Annotated in this window: 16 protein-coding genes; 4 read left to right on the top strand and 12 right to left on the bottom strand. The window is 60.8% G+C overall.

Going from position 1 to position 16,599, the window contains the following annotated elements; all coding sequences use genetic code 11:
* Positions 1-90 precede the first annotated feature (90 nt).
* A complete protein-coding gene (locus tag FCF25_RS01350; RefSeq protein ID WP_117594427.1) occupies positions 91-1,347 on the top strand; it encodes a sugar phosphate nucleotidyltransferase in 1,257 nt (418 codons plus the stop codon).
* A complete protein-coding gene (glmS, locus tag FCF25_RS01355) occupies positions 1,347-3,155 on the top strand; it encodes a glutamine--fructose-6-phosphate transaminase (isomerizing) (protein ID WP_117594428.1) in 1,809 nt (602 codons plus the stop codon). Before FCF25_RS01350 ends, glmS begins: the two co-directional genes overlap by 1 nt.
* Before the next feature lie 49 nt (positions 3,156-3,204).
* Here the strand turns inward: glmS and FCF25_RS01360 are convergent, their stop codons facing one another.
* Positions 3,205-3,450: a CopG family ribbon-helix-helix protein gene (locus tag FCF25_RS01360; RefSeq protein ID WP_117594429.1), complete on the bottom strand. Its 246-nt coding sequence runs from the start codon at positions 3,448-3,450 to the stop codon at positions 3,205-3,207.
* 147 nt (positions 3,451-3,597) lie between these two features.
* A complete protein-coding gene (locus FCF25_RS01365; protein ID WP_174786361.1) occupies positions 3,598-4,389 on the bottom strand; it encodes a winged helix-turn-helix domain-containing protein in 792 nt (263 codons plus the stop codon).
* A gap of 167 nt (positions 4,390-4,556) precedes the next feature.
* Here FCF25_RS01365 and FCF25_RS01370 point away from each other — a divergent pair, with 167 nt between their 5' ends.
* A complete protein-coding gene (locus tag FCF25_RS01370) occupies positions 4,557-5,069 on the top strand; it encodes a universal stress protein (RefSeq protein ID WP_137047048.1) in 513 nt (170 codons plus the stop codon).
* A gap of 205 nt (positions 5,070-5,274) precedes the next feature.
* On the opposite strand, the gene FCF25_RS01375 is transcribed toward FCF25_RS01370, so the two are convergent.
* The 6 genes from FCF25_RS01375 to FCF25_RS01400 all read right to left on the bottom strand — a co-directional run bounded on the left by FCF25_RS01375 (position 5,275) and on the right by FCF25_RS01400 (position 10,220).
* Positions 5,275-5,499 (bottom strand): hypothetical protein, encoded by a 225-nt coding sequence (locus FCF25_RS01375; protein ID WP_198665700.1) that lies wholly within the window; start codon positions 5,497-5,499, stop codon positions 5,275-5,277.
* A 565-nt stretch (positions 5,500-6,064) separates the two neighbouring features.
* Positions 6,065-6,532, bottom strand: a complete 468-nt coding sequence (locus FCF25_RS01380; RefSeq protein ID WP_137047049.1) for a hypothetical protein — start codon at positions 6,530-6,532, stop codon at positions 6,065-6,067.
* A 217-nt stretch (positions 6,533-6,749) separates the two neighbouring features.
* Positions 6,750-7,109 carry a hypothetical protein gene (locus FCF25_RS01385; protein ID WP_137047050.1) on the bottom strand — a complete coding sequence of 120 codons (360 nt, stop codon included), beginning with the start codon at positions 7,107-7,109 and terminating at the stop codon, positions 6,750-6,752.
* A 270-nt stretch (positions 7,110-7,379) separates the two neighbouring features.
* The gene (locus FCF25_RS01390) at positions 7,380-8,552 is read right to left on the bottom strand and encodes an RNA-guided endonuclease TnpB family protein (RefSeq protein WP_137047051.1); all 1,173 of its coding nucleotides are present in this window, start codon (positions 8,550-8,552) and stop codon (positions 7,380-7,382) included.
* 1 nt (position 8,553) lies between these two features.
* On the bottom strand, positions 8,554-8,943 hold the full coding sequence (gene tnpA / locus FCF25_RS01395; RefSeq protein ID WP_137047052.1) for an IS200/IS605 family transposase: 390 nt from the start codon (positions 8,941-8,943) through the stop codon (positions 8,554-8,556).
* A gap of 194 nt (positions 8,944-9,137) precedes the next feature.
* Positions 9,138-10,220, bottom strand: a complete 1,083-nt coding sequence (locus tag FCF25_RS01400; RefSeq protein ID WP_137047053.1) for a trans-acting enoyl reductase family protein — start codon at positions 10,218-10,220, stop codon at positions 9,138-9,140.
* Positions 10,221-10,428: 208 nt separating this feature from the next.
* Here FCF25_RS01400 and FCF25_RS01405 point away from each other — a divergent pair, with 208 nt between their 5' ends.
* Positions 10,429-11,220 carry a CPBP family intramembrane glutamic endopeptidase gene (locus tag FCF25_RS01405; protein WP_137047054.1) on the top strand — a complete coding sequence of 264 codons (792 nt, stop codon included), beginning with the start codon at positions 10,429-10,431 and terminating at the stop codon, positions 11,218-11,220.
* Between the two features lie 363 nt (positions 11,221-11,583).
* On the opposite strand, the gene FCF25_RS01410 is transcribed toward FCF25_RS01405, so the two are convergent.
* The 4 genes from FCF25_RS01410 to FCF25_RS01425 all read right to left on the bottom strand — a co-directional run bounded on the left by FCF25_RS01410 (position 11,584) and on the right by FCF25_RS01425 (position 16,254).
* Positions 11,584-12,567 (bottom strand): hypothetical protein, encoded by a 984-nt coding sequence (locus FCF25_RS01410; RefSeq protein WP_137047055.1) that lies wholly within the window; start codon positions 12,565-12,567, stop codon positions 11,584-11,586.
* Positions 12,568-12,680: 113 nt separating this feature from the next.
* Positions 12,681-14,135 (bottom strand): ethanolamine ammonia-lyase reactivating factor EutA, encoded by a 1,455-nt coding sequence (locus tag FCF25_RS01415; RefSeq protein WP_137047056.1) that lies wholly within the window; start codon positions 14,133-14,135, stop codon positions 12,681-12,683.
* Positions 14,136-14,149: 14 nt separating this feature from the next.
* Entirely contained in the window at positions 14,150-14,884 is a 735-nt protein-coding gene (gene eutC, locus FCF25_RS01420; RefSeq protein WP_137049332.1) for an ethanolamine ammonia-lyase subunit EutC, read from the bottom strand.
* Positions 14,881-16,254 (bottom strand): ethanolamine ammonia-lyase subunit EutB, encoded by a 1,374-nt coding sequence (locus FCF25_RS01425; protein WP_137047057.1) that lies wholly within the window; start codon positions 16,252-16,254, stop codon positions 14,881-14,883. Before FCF25_RS01425 ends, eutC begins: the two co-directional genes overlap by 4 nt.
* Between the last annotated feature and the right edge of the window lie 345 nt (positions 16,255-16,599).

Here is a 16,599-nt window from a genome sequence, read left to right on the forward strand (position 1 = left end):
GGTACCGTTCTCGAACGTTCCTCGACTCGGTACAGTTCGACTAGCCTAGAGAAAGCAAAGTTCATCCCGCTCGTTGCGGACGCCTCTTGTATGTCTATTCAGTCGGCCGTCGTACTCGCGGCGGGCGAGGGGCGACGTCTCCGCCCGTTGACGAGGAACCGCCCCAAGCCGATGCTTCCGGCGGCGACTCGGCCCATCATCGAACACGTCTTCGACGCGCTGCTGTCGGCGGGTGTCACCGACCTGCACGTCGTCGTCGGCTACAAGCGCGAGCGGGTGCAGAACCACATCGGCCCCTCCTACGAGGGCGTCTCGGTCACCTACCACGTCCAGGAGAAGCAACTGGGGAGCGGTCACTCGCTGTTGCAGGCGGCCGACGCCGTCGGCGACGAGTTCCTGGTCGTCAACGGCGACCAGGTCGTCGAACCGCAGTTGGTGCAGGCGGTCGTCGAGACACACGACTCCTACTCCGAGAGCGAACGCGAAGCCGTCGCGGCGACGCTCTGCGTCGTCGAGAGCGAGCGGGCGTCGAGATACGGGTCGGTGCGTCTCGACGGCGATCGGGTCGTCGAACTCGTCGAGCAGCCGAAAGAGGGGCGTTACCGCCTCGTCAACGCGGGCGTCTACGCATTCACGTCGACGATATTCGAGGCGATCCGCGAGACGCCGGCCGTCGACGGAACGACGGCGCTTCCGGACACCATCGCCCGACTGGTCGACAGCGACGCGTCGGTCCGCGGCGTCCTCTCGGAGGGGTACTGGACCGACGCGACGTACCCGTGGGACCTGCTGGCGGCGACGCGTCGGCTGCTGGCCGACGGTACGCACCTGTTCCGCTCGTCCGCCGACACCGAGACGAGAACGGACGCCGGGGTCCGGTGTCACGGCGACGGCGTCTGGGTCGCCCCCGGCGCGCGCGTTCACGAGAGCGCGACGCTGCAAGCGCCCGTCGTCGTCGCCGCCGACTGCGAGATCGGTCCAGGAGCGGTCGTCGGTCCGAACGTCGCCGTCGGGCAGAACGCCACCGTCGAGTCCAACGCCGTCGTCGTCGACTCCATCGTCGACGAGGACACCCGCGTCGGACCGAACTCGACGGTCGTCGACTGCGTCACCGGTCAGGCCGTCTGGTTCGGGCCGTCGTGCGCCGTCACCGGCGGTCCCGGCGACGTCCGGGTCGACACGCGGATTCACGAGGGGAAGCGACTCGGTGCGGTCGTCGGCGACCGCGTCCACGCCGAAGGCGACGTGAGTTTCGCGCCGGGAACGCTCGTCGGGTCGAACGCGACGCTTCGGACGGGGACGACCGTCTCGGGCGTCCTCGACCCGGGTTCGGAGGTGGTGCGCTGATGTGCGGCATCATCGCCTGCGTCGGCCGGGGCGACGAGACGCTCGACGTGCTGATGGAGGGCCTCTCGAAACTGGAGTACCGGGGGTACGACTCGGCGGGCGTCGCGCTCTCGAACGGTGACGCCGACGTCGACGTCGTCAAGCGGGCGGGCGAACTCGACGCGCTCCGCGGGGCGCTCTCGGAGCGCTCGGTCGGCGGTCGAGTCGGTATCGGCCACACGCGCTGGAGCACGCACGGCCCGCCGACGGACGTGAACGCGCACCCGCACACCGACTGCAGCGGCAGCGTCGCCGTCGTCCACAACGGCATCATCGAGAACTACGACGAACTCCGCGAGGAGTTGGAGACGGCGGGCCACGAGTTCCGAAGCGACACCGACACCGAAGTGGTTCCGCACCTCGTCGAGGAGAAACTCGCCGCCGGCGCGTCGCCGGAGGCGGCGTTCCGCGCGGCGGTCGACCGCCTCTCGGGCAGTTTCGCGCTCGTCTGCATCGTCGCCGGCGAGGAAGCGGTGTTCGCCGCCAGACGGGACTCGCCGCTGGTGCTGGGCGTCGGTGACGACAGCTACTACCTCGGCAGCGACGTGCCCGCGTTCCTGGCGCACACCGACCGCGTGGTCTACCTCGACGACGGCGAGTTCGCGACGCTTCGGCCCTCGGGGTGGACGGTCCGAAATGGGGCGGACCGCCGCGTCGACAAATCCGTTCAGACGGTCGACTGGAACGTCGAGGACACCGGCAAGAGCGGCTACGAGCACTACATGCTCAAGGAGATCAACGAGCAGCCGCGGGCGCTTCGGCAGTGTCTCTCCGGGCGCGTCGACGAGCGCCGCGGCGAGGTGACGCTGCCGGAGCTCGACGGACTAGAGACGCCCGAGAGCGTCCACCTCGTCGCCTGCGGCACCTCCTACCACGCGGCGCTGTACGGGGTACAGTTGTTCCACTCGCTCGGCATCCCCGCGCAGGCGTTCCTGGCCAGCGAGTACGCGACGGGCGTCCCGCCGCTGGGCGACTCGCTCGTCGTCGGCATCACCCAGAGCGGCGAGACGGCCGACACGCTGTCGGCGCTCCGGGAGGCGCGCGCCCGCGGTGCGCAGACGCTCGCGGTGACGAACGTCGTCGGCAGCACCGCCGCCCGCGAGTGCGACTACGCGCTCTACATCCGCGCGGGCCCCGAAATCGGCGTCGCGGCGACGAAGACGTTCTCCTCGCAGTTGGTCTCTCTGAACTTGCTCGTCGAGTATCTCGCCGGCGACCGTCGCTCCAGCGAGGAGCGGCGAGCGGTGTTGCAGACGCTGCGCGACCTGCCGGGACGAGTGCAGCAGGTGCTCGACGAGTCGACGGCCCGGGAAGTCGCCGACGAGTATCTCGGCGGCGACGGCTACTTCTTCATCGGTCGGGGGTTGAACTACCCCGTCGCGCTGGAGGGGGCGTTGAAGTTCAAGGAGATCACGTACGAGCACGCAGAGGGGTTCGCCGCCGGCGAGCTGAAACACGGGACGCTCGCGCTCGTCACCGAGAACACGCCCGTCTTCGCCGTCGTCACCGGCGACGACGTGCCGGCGAAGAAGACGCTCGGCAACGTTCGCGAGGTCGAATCCCGCGGTGCGCCCGTCGTCGCCGTCACCGACGACGACCAGATAGAGCGCTACGCCGACGCCTCGCTGCGCGTCCCGTCGGGCTCGGCGCGGGTCGCGCCGGTGCTCGTGAACGTCCAGTTGCAGTTGGTCGCCTACTGGGTCGCAAACGCGCTCGGGCGGTCGATAGACAAGCCGCGGAACCTCGCGAAGAGCGTGACCGTCGAGTGAGAGCCGTCGAGGCGCTCGTCTCTCGACCGACGCTCACGTTCGGCCCCGGTCAGTAGGGGGAGCCGTCGCCCTCGACGTTGTCGCGCAGCGCCGGGTCCTGCTGTTCCTCGACTTTCTGGTTGAACAGCTCGTCGTCCAGTTCCTCCCCCGGTTCGTCCGTCGTATCGTACGTCGAGACGCCCATCGAGAGTAGTTCCTCCATCGCCGCCTGTCGGTTCAGGAACTCGCCCTGTTCGACGAGGCGGTCGATGCGGTCTGAGAGGTCGTCCGGCAGCGTCACTTCGACTCTGGACATACCCGACCGGTCAACGTTCGGCCGAATAAAACCAAGCGTCGGGGCGAATTCTCTCGCCGCTCTGTCGGAACGTCCCCACTTCGTCGGGAAGCCTCCCGAACGCACCCGTCGCTGCTACGCCTTCGACGACTGCGGCTGGTCGCCCGACTACGAGTCGACTCCGGCGTCGACGCCGACGCCGCGGTTCCAGTAGTCGTCGACCGCCCGCACGGCCCACTCGCGAATCTCGGAGTCGGTCGACTCCAACAGCGCCCGCAGCAACCCGTCGTCGTCCCTGAGGAAGAAGAACACCGTCTCGTCGGCGACGCCGACGGCGAACGGAATCGGCTCCTCGGCGAGTCGGAGGTCGGCGTCCTCACAGCTCAGTAGCTCGCGGAGGCGGCGCTGCGAGGCCGGGTCGTCGCGGAGCGTCTCGACCGTCTCGCGGGAGAGGACACCGCGCAGCGACTGCGTCCCCTCGACGACGGCTCCGTGCAGCGTCTCCAGCATCTCGTGGTTGAGGACGTAGGAGGCGACCAGTTGCGTCTCCGCCCGCGCCGATAGTTCGAGCGCCCGCTTCAGCGGTCCGTTCGGACTGGTCCGCGTCGGCCGGGTGATTCGTGCGTCGCCGAAGCGGGCGAGGTCGACGTCGAGATGCGCCGTCGGCAGCCACTGGACGACCGGACGGATGTGAACTTCGGTCTCGACGTTCGACAGGAGGTCGGTGAAACTCGCCGCGACGAACGACCCCGACGGCGTCGGCACGTACTGCGTCCCCTCCCGCTCGACCCAGCGACGCTCCTCGAAGTCGCGCAGAATCCGCGCGAGCGTCGGCTGTGAGGCGCCGACGGCGTCCTCCAACTCGCGTCGCGTGTGCGGACCGCTCGCCACCGCGTCCAAGACGGCGATCCGGTTCTGCGAGCGCGCGAGGAACTCGATCTCCTCGAGCGGGTCCGTCATGGATAGAGTTCTCACAGCCTCCGGCATAGCTGTTGAGATACGGTTCGGGGCGTATTCACGGCGTGAATAACTCCCGAGCGCCGACTATCCGACGCGGGATGAAATATCGAAACGTCTCGAATACTTTTCTGGACAAATATATGTTTCTACGCCTTTTAGCGTTAGATATGGCAGCACATTCGGCGTTCGCCGAGGACACGACTGCGGTGGGAGATCAGAGAGCGGAGCACCGTTTCGAGCCCGCACCGGCGGCCGTCTCCGGCGGAGACGGCGTCTTCGAGCACGTCCTCCTCGCGGTCGACCCCGAGATGGACGAGCGCGTCGCCGAGGTCGCGCTCTCCGTGGCGGCCAGCCACGGCGCGCGCGTCGACGCGCTGTCGGTCGTCCGGATGAACGCCTCGGTCGACCACTGGGACGTGGTCGTCGAACGTCGTGAGGAGCGTGCCGAGGAGGCGCTGGACGCAGTCGGCGACGCCGCCGCCGACCACGACCTCTCGGTCGAAAAACGACTGCGCTACGGTACCCCGGCCGAGGAGATAGCGAAGTACGCCGAGCATCACGACGTCGACCTCGTCGTCGTCGGTGAACCGAGTCGAAGCGGCCTGCGTCGGTTCCTCTCACCGAAGAGCGTCACCGACCGCGTCCGCCGGTCGACCGCCGCGCCGGTGCTGACGGTTTAGTACGGGCGACCATTTCTCTGCGAACGCCGTATTCCCGCGAGGCTCACGCACTCGTTGCGGGTGCGCTTGCTTTGTCGAAATCGTTAGAACGTAATAGGAACCGCGTGCTGAATAGAGAGGGTGTATGCAGCAGATAGTCGTTGTTCGTTTAGCCTCCGCGACGAAACAATCGTTAGGGAGGTAGGCTTATGGAACACTCACGAGATTACGGCCAGTTCTCAGGAAGCTCTTCCTGATGGTTGGCGATGAGCGTGACGAGTGGCCGTATCTCTTCGAAGTTCGGCCCGCGCGTGATAGTGTTGGATTCGCGGTCCCAATCGATGAATCCAGCATCCGCGAGCTGAGGTAGATGGTTGTGATGGAGCGTGACGATGAACTGTTCGAGTTCTCCGTCTTCTGTCGTAAAGTCAGACCTCTCGAACTCGTCCACATCCCGTGGATTATCTTCCGCGAGGGTTATCAGTATCCGGCGGCGAGTGGGATGACTCAGAGATATGAATTGTTGGTCGAGTGTAGTGCTTCCAGTTTGTAGGGCGTCGGTGATTGCTGTCATGGTTGCGTGGCTCGTCAGGAACGCGTGATACTGCGATGCATCCGCGTGCCGGCCACGCGAAGGGAACAAGGGAACAGCGTAACAACCGGGAAGGCCCGGTTCAAGCGACCTCTTCATCATCAAGGTCGAACGCACAATGTGTACTCGTGGTTTCTGTATAGGAAAGAACGGGCCACAAATGGATAAGGGTGCCGTCTCTGAAAACTTCTCTACTGAGCAATGTAATCTCTGTACCGACCGATTTCGCTACCAGCTTGTGACCGATATGCGCACTGTATTCAGCAGTCGGTGAACGAATTCCTCAACTGCTGTCAGTAACGGAGTGCGAGATACAGAGGGTGCATCCATCACAGAGGTAGAGCTATTTTCAGGTCAAATACTTGAAGATAACCTTCGGGGAAGGGAGCGTAGTAGTCAATCACCATTCTTGACGGTAGAGAGGTTATCGACACGACTCGGGATATTTGACACTAATGTACAGATACCCTTCTTGGTCGATGCCAACGTCCAGCCCAACACAGTCTCCTTGTTCTGTCAGTTTAGCAGTTTCCCACTCACTATCGTTTTCAGCTATCTCTCGGTCGGCGTCTACATAGAGGACATATTCACCAGAGTCTGAAACTGGATTTTCCCAGTATGTCCCACCAGCAGTAGTGTAGTGCGGAGCGTTCTCCGCTTTTGTCGCCGCATCTGCAGTGTATCGTTCCCAAAAGACGACAGTCTCCGTCTTCGCATCCCGAATCATCACGTCAAATAGGTGGGGTTCGGTATCGAGATTCACGATGGTAATATCCGTTATGTAAACTTGTGATGGCTTCTCTCCAAACGGATTGTATGATGAACAGCCAGCCATCCCACTACAGAGTGCAATACCAGATAGTCGGAGAGCTGAACGGCGCGAAAATCCCATACCACGAACTAATTACAATCTGTTAAATATGTTTCTCAACTGAGGACCTCTACTGTACTTAGTGTTGTGACTTATCTCGATTTGGAACCTTACCGTGCGGCATACGCGCGTTCTATTCAGCACACTCTCACCAAGTTGTCACTGACTACGCGTTTCGATAGAGCTCATACTCTCCAACTCGTTCGTAGAACGCACAGCCGAAGAGACCCAACGAGTGTTAGCTCGCCGTCTCCGGCCCGATGGTGATGTTTTCGAGGTGGAATCCGACGTTGTCGACGGTGAACTCGATAGCGCCGATCTGATGGTCACGACCGTCGATGGACACCGTCGCGCCGTCGGTCGACAGGGTCGCGTCGTCGATCGTGTAGCTCGCCTCGTCGATTTCTAACTCGGGGAAGCCGGACCCGGTCAGGTGGACGTCGGTGATATCGACCGTCAGGTCCGTCACGCCGATTTCGTGGGCGTCCGTCGCGGTCGACTCGGTCGAGGTGTCGGCGAGCGCGCTCGTGCTCGCGCCACCGAGCAGGAGGGCGGTCACTGCGAGCGCACAGAGGGTGTATCGAAGGAACGTGTTCACGGGTTGGTGACCTCCACTGTAACTACCGGGTCGCCCGCGACGAGGAAAGCTCTTCTGCCCACATTCGGACTAACCAGACCTTCTGCGCCGAACGAACGTTTCGAGTGGTCGCGGGACGAGGGGTCTCGGTGATTCTTTTCGACGTGGCTCCGCCATCCCGTAGTCGACCACGGGCCACCTGCGCCGCGGAACTCTCGCTGTGCTCCTCAGAACCAACTCAACTGTGCGTTCAGCCAGTCGATTACCGGCAGGACGTGACTACTCCCACGACTAAAGTCGCGAACTTCCCTCACGGAGGGTTAGTTTCACGTCTTCTGGGGAGTTCGCAGGTTCCATCTCGCCGTTCGTTCCCGTGAGTACGACCTGCGTTTTGGGCTGAGCCACAACAGCCCCCACCGTCGATAGCGGACTCTGAATGTTCTTACCGACGGCTCGTTTCGCAATATTCGATGCGCCATTTTTGTCCGCGTTATCCTCTAACCCGCAGTCGTCACACTCCAACCGACCCTGTACTTCACGGTTCGTGTTCTGCGAGCCACACCGCCAACACGTCACAGATGTGTCGTACTCTTTGACCGGGATACATTCCCGCTCATCGAGGTGGGCCTTGTACGTGAGGATGTTCGCCGTCTTTGCAAACGGCATTTTGTGAGTCTTGTCGTTCACGTACCGTCCTTTGTCGTTATCGAAGCGCAACCCGGTCATATCACCGAACACGATGACGGCGTTGCGCTCACGAGCGCGAGAAACAAGTTCGTTTACCACCTGATGCAGTTCGTGTTCAACCGTCCGCGATTCCTTGTCTCCGATGCGCTCGATAACTTGTGCGCCCTGCCGGACTTTCGCCTTCCCGATGGACTTGCGGAGTTGCTTGTAGTGCTCACGAACCCGCCGAACTTCCGCGCCATGGAACTGTGTGTTGCGGTCGGAGAGGAAGATGCTGACGGCGATCCATTTTGCGCCCATGTCGACGGCGAGTACATCGTCGTACTCGTCTGCGACGGCCACAGACCGCTTACAGACGAGATGAACGTACCACTCGCCGTCTTGGTGGACGAGTTGCGAGTCACGGATTTGCTTGCTGTTGAGTAGATGTATATCCTTCTCAGGGACGTAGACAGGCACCCAGATGCTGTCTCCCCGTTCTTTCTCCGGGTTATAGACGGGCAGTTTGAACCACCATGATGAGATAACGGTGTCTTCATCGTGTTCGATAGTGATGCAGTCATTGCGGAGAACGACTGGTTGTTCGGTGTCTTCTCGTGGGTTCTTATTTGACCGAACATTCCCCGCTTGTTGTTTGGTTGCGGAGTAGAGATTCGCGTTGGTGTCACCGTGAACGGCGTCTTGGAATGCGCTGTATTCGCGTTCGACGAGTTGGACTTTCCGCTGGGTGAGCGAGTGGAGTTTAATCCGTACCGTCGTGGTGACTTCGCGGTGCATCTTATTGTCCCGTTTGTGCTTCGATGTATTCCCCGATGGTTTGACTTGACACCTCGCCTGCGCTTGAGACGAAGTACGAACGTGTCCACAACGAGGGAAGGCCGAAATCAAACTCGTCACGGAGTGTACGAGATGTGTGGCCTTTGACCTGTTGAATAATCTTGTTCGGAGAAAGTTTCGGATTCCCCGTGATAAACAAGTGTATGTGGTCGGGCTCGATTGTCAGCCTGAGAACCTCGAGGTTGAGTTCGTCGGCTTTCTCCACGATGAGCGTTTTGAGGCGGTTGGCAACTTCGTCAGTTAACACCGGTTTGCGGTACTTTGGACACCACACGAAGTGATAGTGGAGATTTTGAACTGATGTTCGTTCTCGACTATACCCGCGTGGCATGGTCTTAGATAGATGTCATTCATTATTGAATGTATTGTATTTATCAAACCTACATTGTGCTATCGAGGATGGTTTGTGTCTGTGTTATCGGGTTCATCCCACGACTCACGTCGTGGGCTTTCTCCTTGTATTTCTGTAGTGGGAATTCACTGGCAGTACCGACGACTGAACCACCAAGTTGTCCAGCTGTACCCCTACATTACGGGTACAACGCTGTCGAGGTTCTCCACGTCTTCGCGTTCGACGCCGTCGAACGAGAGGACGAACTCCGACCCGAACGCGGAGGCGGGCGTCTGAAAACCCGCCGAGACGTCGCCGTCGAGGACGCGCCGCGCCGCCTCGACCGCCGACTGAGCGGCGAAGTTGTACGTGTCGGGCGTCTTCAGTCGCGCCGCGGCCCTGTTGCCCTCGTCGTCTTCGACTTCGCCGAGGATGTGGTTCGCGCTCTGGGCGCGTTCCTGGGCGGTCGGCCCGGAGACGACGGCGTCGACGACGCCCATCAACAGTCGTTGGACCGGCGGCGTCGCCGCCACCGCGACGAGCGGTCGAGTGCGCTGCATCGCGCTCACGGCGAACTCGGGCACCGTCGCGTACACTTCGATGTTCTCGATGCCCGTCGTGTAGTACGCCGCCGAGACGTCGCCCCACGGCACCGTCACGCCCGTCTTCTCGCCGCCGCCGAAGTCGAACCACCGCGTCCGCCACGCCGCCGGAACAGTCCGCAGCGCCCCGTTCTCGCGGACGACTCCCGACTGCGGGAGCTCCTCGACGATGGATTTCAGCGTTCCCGGCGAGAACGTGCCGAGACCCTCTAACGCGAGCGTCAACGACGTCGCCGACGGGAGCCGCGATTCGAGATGGGCGGCCAGACAGTCGGTCGGGACGACGTCGAAGCCGACGCCCGGCAGGACGGTGACGTCTCCTTTCTCGGCGTCGCGGTCCAGTTCGGCGGCCGCCTCCAGAACGTCGATCTCCCCTGCGAGGTCCAGATAGTCGACACCCTCCCGCAGACACGCGGTTCGCAGTTTATCGGCGGTCCGCGAGAACGGTCCCGCGCAGTTCAACACCGCGTCGACGTCGGTGATCTGCCGGCGGACGACGTCGGGGTGGTCGAGCGCGAAGACGCGGTAGTCGACGCCGAGTTCGAGCGCCTGCTCTTCGACGCGCTCGGTGCGACGGCCGGCGATGACCGGCGACAGTCCCTCGTCGACCGCGGTCCGCGCGACCAACGCACCGATGTAGCCGTACGACCCGTATACGAGCAGGTCTGTTGACATATGGTGGAGTCGACGCGCAGTCGCAAATAACACGGTGTGGGTCGTCCCGTCTCGGTCGCCCTTTTCGTCGTCGGTCCGCTCGGTCCGCTTCGCTCTATCTACCTCCGAGCGAATCGCCTCGCTCAGCCACCGGAGCGAAGACGCTTATCACGCCGACACCCCTACTGTGAGTCGATGTCCTCCGGTGAGTACGCGCAGGTGGGTGGCGATGGGTACTGCTAGCGGGTCGGTCACCTCGGCGGCGACCGCGATCGTCAGCGGGACCGCCCTCGGCGTGTTCGGTCTCGGCTTCGGGACGCTCCTGGCGGCACTCGTCATCGTCGCCGTGCTGTCTTCTGGCGTCGCCGAACTCTCGCCGACGCTCGTCTTGGTGGTCGGGTTGGTGACGACACAGGGAATCGGCTGCTTTCTCACCGCTGTCGTCTACGCGCGGTACCGACACCGAATCGGGGCGCTGCTCGCGAGAGTCGTCGGCCAGCGGAGTTGGTTGCCGACACAGCAGTTCGCGATTCCGGCTCGCATCCCTTCGCTCCGTGACCTGCTGTTGGTGGTCGTCGCCTACGTCGGCGTCTTCGGACTCGTCGGCGCCGTCGGCTACGCGATCTCGGCCGCGGGCGTCGAGGGTGCGACGAACAACAGCGTGGCCCTCGGATTGGAGAATCCCGTGCTCTTGCTGTGGCTGATTCCGGGGTCGATTCTCCTCATCGGTCCCGGCGAGGAGCTTCTGTTCCGCGGCGTCGTCCAGGGGCGGTTCCGCAAGCGGTTCGGCCCCGTCGTCGCCATCTCGCTCGCGAGCGTCGTCTTCGCGTCGGTGCACTACTTCGCGCTGTCGGGGGCCGCGAGTGCGCGCTTCGTCACCATCGGACTACTGCTCGTCCCCGCCGTCACCTTCGGCGTCGTATACGAACTCTCCGAGAACATCGTCGTTCCGGCGCTCGTCCACGGACTGTACAACGCGACGCTGTTCGGCTTTCTGTACCTGAGTACGCTCGTCTCGTGAGTCGAGAGTTCACTCACCGACGGGAGCGGTCGCTCGTAGACGAAGTTGGTTACCGAGTCGAAAGCCGCCCGCAGCCCCCCAGCCGCGGACGAGCCATGCAGTGAGTGAGATGACAGTCACAACTCACGTGCCGTCGTCAGGACACGTCGGAGAACGGGGCCCCCGAAACACGCCCGACAGTTGTGTCTCTGATACGCCATATATAGGTCTTTTGTGTTTTACAAGACAGTTATGTTTCAGAGAGATAGCACCGAGTACAGAATCAGTCGTCTCGAGAGTACTACTCAGCAAGAATGGCTTATTCTCCATTTCGGCTAATCCCTTGCAGACTGGGTTGTTACTGTCTCGAACGGTAGCCACCAGCTACGACATCCGCTCCAGCGTGAATTCGACCTCGAACGAGAGCACTGAATTCGGCGTACCGCTATCCAAACTGTAACTCACGGTCTCTTCAACTCGGTATGTGCCTGCACGCTGCGGCACAGTATCATCGGGGTAGCTGTCCGTTGTACTCGGGAGAATTTCATACCTTTTGGAGAGCTGCTCACAGGATTTGAGTTCGGAAAGGATTCCGATATCGCACCACGACCAGCCACCGTCAAATCGGTTGATACAGCCTTCATCCTCGTATTCGCGCCACAAGAGGAACGATTCGTTAGTTTCTGTCGCCTCCGCGTACAGCATCCCGAACGGTGGGACCGTCCCAGAGAATATCTCTTGGGTCTTGGGACTTCGGTTTCGGAGACTGAAGTCAATTGCTCCAGGGCTCTCTGGAGCGACGTATCGATCGGCGATCTCGGCGGTGAACTCGATTGCCGGGGGTGCATCCGGGTCGAGATGGTGAAGTGTCAATCCGATATGCGTGTACGTATCGTCTTTCGAGACACCCGTAAAGAAGTCCACGCGCTCGATTGTCTCAGGTAGGCCTTCAGGGACAGTCTGTGATTTCCATTCGCCCTCCAAAATTGCCGTCTCGATCGCTGTTTTCACTTGTTCGTCTTCAACGTCCTCGATGTCGACGACCACTTGTTCTTCGTCAGTTCGAGACGCCTCGCGGTCGACCGCGTCTGCAGAGTAGAACGCCGACGTCTCGAGGATGTACTGATGAGAAGGGCGATCGGTGTCTGTCGTCACCTGGAGGTCAGCGAGCTCGAACTCTGCATCAGCTGGTTTTTCTCGTGTATCGGGTGTAGTCGTCGGCGATGACTCACACGTCGGTTCGGAGGGGGTTTCGGTCGATTCTGGGATTTCTGTCGCAGACGATGCGTTCTGATCGCTTGCTGTAGAAGCGGCAGTACAACCCGAAACGAGGAGGCCAACACTGCTGAGGAGGGCACGACGACGCATACCTCCGATTGTAGTATCGAGGATAAGTGCTTTCTGTTGATGTATTCCGGTTGAGAAGTGCGTGGTAAACCCAGGTTCACAATTCCCAATCCTGTCAGTACGGTCGCTCGTATTCAGCTTCCAAATACGAGCGATTTCACGACGACGGGGACTGTTTGGCCGCCCTCCAGTGGATCGCCGATATCGAGATAATCGCCATCAGAGGCCACGATTTCGTCTACGACGATAAGCGGGGCAGTCGTATTCGACGCAGAGCGTAATTGCTGGCCGAGCGCCTTCGCACAGTTCTGTCTCGTCAGTACGATTCGGGGGAACCCGCTCGTGAAATACTGCTTGTACACCTCGTCTAGTGTCTGTGCAAGCGCTTTGATTCGCTCGTAATCTAATGGCGTAATCGATGGCAGAGACAGTACGAACGGCGACGTCTCGTCACTCTCGTATAGCTCACATCCCCGCTCGAAACAACGCTGTAACTCACTGACGAGGAGGTTCGGGTCTTGATTCTCGGTGATGGCTGGCCCCTCAACGACCGGCAGGTTCCGAAGTGGGAGTACTGACTCGTCGATATGGGTCGTCGTCCCGCTGAACGACGCCGTTTGGGTTCCGACACCGACGACAGTTGCTCTAATGTCTTCGTCGGCTTGGCGGACCTGAAGTGACCGCCGGTCGAGTTCTCGTCGAATTGCAGACGCGAGGACGACACCGAAGTCGTCGAACGCGAACGGTGAACACTCGTCTGCTTTCTCTATCGTCGAAATCAGGCGACCAACGCCACCACTGAACACGACGGTGTCGACCGTCTTCTCCGAGTACCCACTCGTTCCAATGGTGAAAGAGTCGGTGACTGAAGTCAGTGGTGGACCCTCTATCGTGTCGAATATCAGGTCAGCCATCGCGGCTGCGAGTCGACGTAACTCGGCATCGGTCGGTTGCGTACTAACGTCGATATCGAGATCGTGGATATCGACGAGTCGTCTCGCAGGTTCCGAGATGTGCGTTACGTGTCCCGACTCGTCGAATCGGAGCAGTCGGCCACCGGCGTCGAGACACCGTGTCTCGACGATATCGTCGCCCGAAAACAGACACATATTGGTCGTCCCGCCCCCCACGTCGACGTTGAGCACTGTTTCCTGACTCTCTGTAGCCCACGCTGCGGCCCCCGACCCCTTCCCTGCTAAGACGGCTTCCAGTTCGGGGCCTGCTGCTGCGACGACGAACTCTCCGGTGCGAGTAGCGATGTGGGTGACGAGTTCCTCAGCGTTCTCTTTGTACGACGACTCCCCTGTGACGATGACAGCGCCGCTGTCGATCGTCGAGGCTGGGTAGCCTGCAGCGTCGAGTTCCGATTCGACGAGTCCGCGGACTGCGTCCGTGTCGAGTGTTTGTCGATCTAAAAGCGGCGTCTCGTGGATTGCTCCTCGATAGACGAGTTCCGTCTCACCGATATCGACGGTGACAGCCCCGATACCGGACCGATTGACCGTGAGTTCGCTCACGATGACCTGCGTCGTCGTCGTTCCGATATCGATACCGACGCTGGTGAGCGTCGGAGGGCTATTTTCGGTCATACGTCGTTTCGGCCTTAGTTGAGGTCGATGCCACTGCCCTGCTGTTCGTGCATTCGCTCGACGAGGGCTATGATCTGTGCGCCCGCTTCGACCGCTGGAAGCCCATCGGCGTGGATGTTCGAGATGACCGATTTCTTCGCCGTCGGTTTCTCTGGGTCTGGGTCGTACACCAGATAGGCACTCAGACTCTCGGCCGTGTTCAGTCCAGGGCGTTCCCCGATGAGGTTCACGACGCTCGTTGCACCGAGTGTTTCACCGATTGTGTCCATTACGTCGACGCGACCGAACTTGACGAACAGTGGCGTTCCGACCTTGAATCCGTGTTCTTCGAGTCCATCTGCGAGCATCGGCAACAGATCGGGGACGTTCGCCTCAACCGCCGTGGAACTCAGTCCATCACAGACGAGAATCTGGACATCCGGGTCCAGCGTGCACTCGTCTCGAATACGTGCTTTGGTTTCGTCGCTGATCTGTCGGCCCAAGTCAGGTCGAGCGAGATATTCGTCTTGGTCCGTGACTCGGCTCTGAATCGGTGTTAGGTCTACCTCGTCGACCATCTCGTCGGACACCTTCGTCAAGACCGCGTCGCGGGCTCTGGCGTGGTCAGCCCGAAACGACAGCATCGACGACGTCCGAGGCCGAGTTCCGCTTCTTCCGACGCCGAGTCGAGACGGGCTCGCATCGACGATTCGTTCGAGCGCCTCCTCGTCAGTGGGCCCTCTCTCGCCCGGTTGACGTGAGTCGCTCATCGGGTACCCTCCAGAAACCGCGTTGGGTCGCCAGCGCGTGCGGTCAGCCGTCCATCTTTCATGAGTCCCATCGACTCGAGCCACATTTCGAACTCTGGAGCGGGACCCACGTCGAAGATGTCCCACAGCGCCGAAGCGTCGTGATAGCTGTTCGATTGGTAGTTGAGCATCGTATCGTCGCCCATCGGGACGGTGATGAAGTAGTTCGACCCGGCGGCGGTGAGTAAGACGGCGAGGTTCTCGATGTCGTTCTGGTCGGCCTGGATGTGGTTCGTATAACAGGCGTCGATGCCCATCGGGATACCGGTCAGTTTGCCCATGAAGACGTCCTCGAGTCCGGCTCTGATGACCTGTCTTCCGTCGTAGAGGTACTCTGGACCGATGAATCCGACGACCGTGTTCACCAAGAACGGGTCATAGCGCTTGGCGAGCCCGTAACACCGAGCTTCTAATGTGACTTGGTCGACGCCTGCGTGTGCATCGCTCGACAGCTCTGAGCCTTGCCCGGTCTCGAAGTACATGATGTTTGGTCCCGACGCGGTGCAGTGTTGTTTCCCGAACTCGTAGGCCTCGTCGAGGAGGTCGACGTCGATGCCGAAGCCTCCGTTGCCGGCTTCGGTTCCCGCGAGACTCTGAAACAGCAAGTCGGCGCGTGCACCGGCGCGGACGGCTTCCATCTGCGTGGTGAGATGTGAGAGCACGCAGTTTTGCGTCGGAACGTCCCACGTCTCGATGAACTCCTTCGTCACGTCGAGCAGTCGCTTTGTTCGCTCTGTGTTGTCTTCGACCGGGTTGATACCGATGACGGCGTCACCGACGCCGTAGGAGAGACCTTCCCGTATCGAGTGACGGATGTTTTCGACGTCGTCGCTCGGATCGTTCGGCTGAAGTCTGAACGAGAGTGTCCCCTCGGTGCCGATAGTGTTGTTACACCGAGCGGTGATCTGCATTTTCGAGGCCGCCTGAATCAGGTCCATGTTCGACATGAGTTTCGCAACGGCGGCGATCATCTCACTCGTCAATCCCGGTCGAATGCGCGCGATCTCGGGTTTGCGCGTCTGTTCGTCGACGAGAAACTCGCGGAACTCCGAGACCGTCCAGTCTTTGATTCGGTCGTACGCAGCCTCGTCGACACCGTCTTCGATGATTCGAGTCACCTCGTCGTCTTCGTATGGAACAGCAGGCGATTGTCGGAGTGTTTTGAGTGAGAGCGAGCCGAGCGCGTCCTTCGCAGCGATGCGTTCGGCTTCGGAGTCTGCTGCGATTCCTGCGAGTTGGTCTCCGGATTTCTCTTCGTTTGCTTTCGCCAGTACTTCTCGAACCGAGTCGAACGTGTGTCTCGACCCGGTGATGCGTGATGCAATAGTCATCTGTGTCTTCCGTAGCGCGGTCGGTTTCTGTCGTGACTTCTAGAAATTGCCAAGCTAGGTCGTCTGTTAGCCTTTTTCTGGCGTCGAAGGTAGCCTACGACGATGGGTTGTCGAGGTGTTCGGTCGAATCGCGTGGCGTGGCAACTTCTAGCACAACCTAGATTCTCAACAGCGCGCGACTTGAGTGTTGCTCGAATCCACTTCCGAGTAGTGTCGACTCGCAGGTACCGAGTTTTCGTCGGAAGAATTAGCTCGACTGCATCGATTTGCGACGCTCTTAGGAGGTGATTTTGAAAGCGTCTATTTATCTCTCCGCTGAAAGACAGCGTCAGGGGTGCCAACGGA

The sequence above is a fragment of the Haloprofundus sp. MHR1 genome (assembly GCF_005155585.1).
In the GTDB taxonomy this organism is placed as follows: Archaea; Halobacteriota; Halobacteria; order Halobacteriales; family Haloferacaceae; genus Haloprofundus; species Haloprofundus halophilus.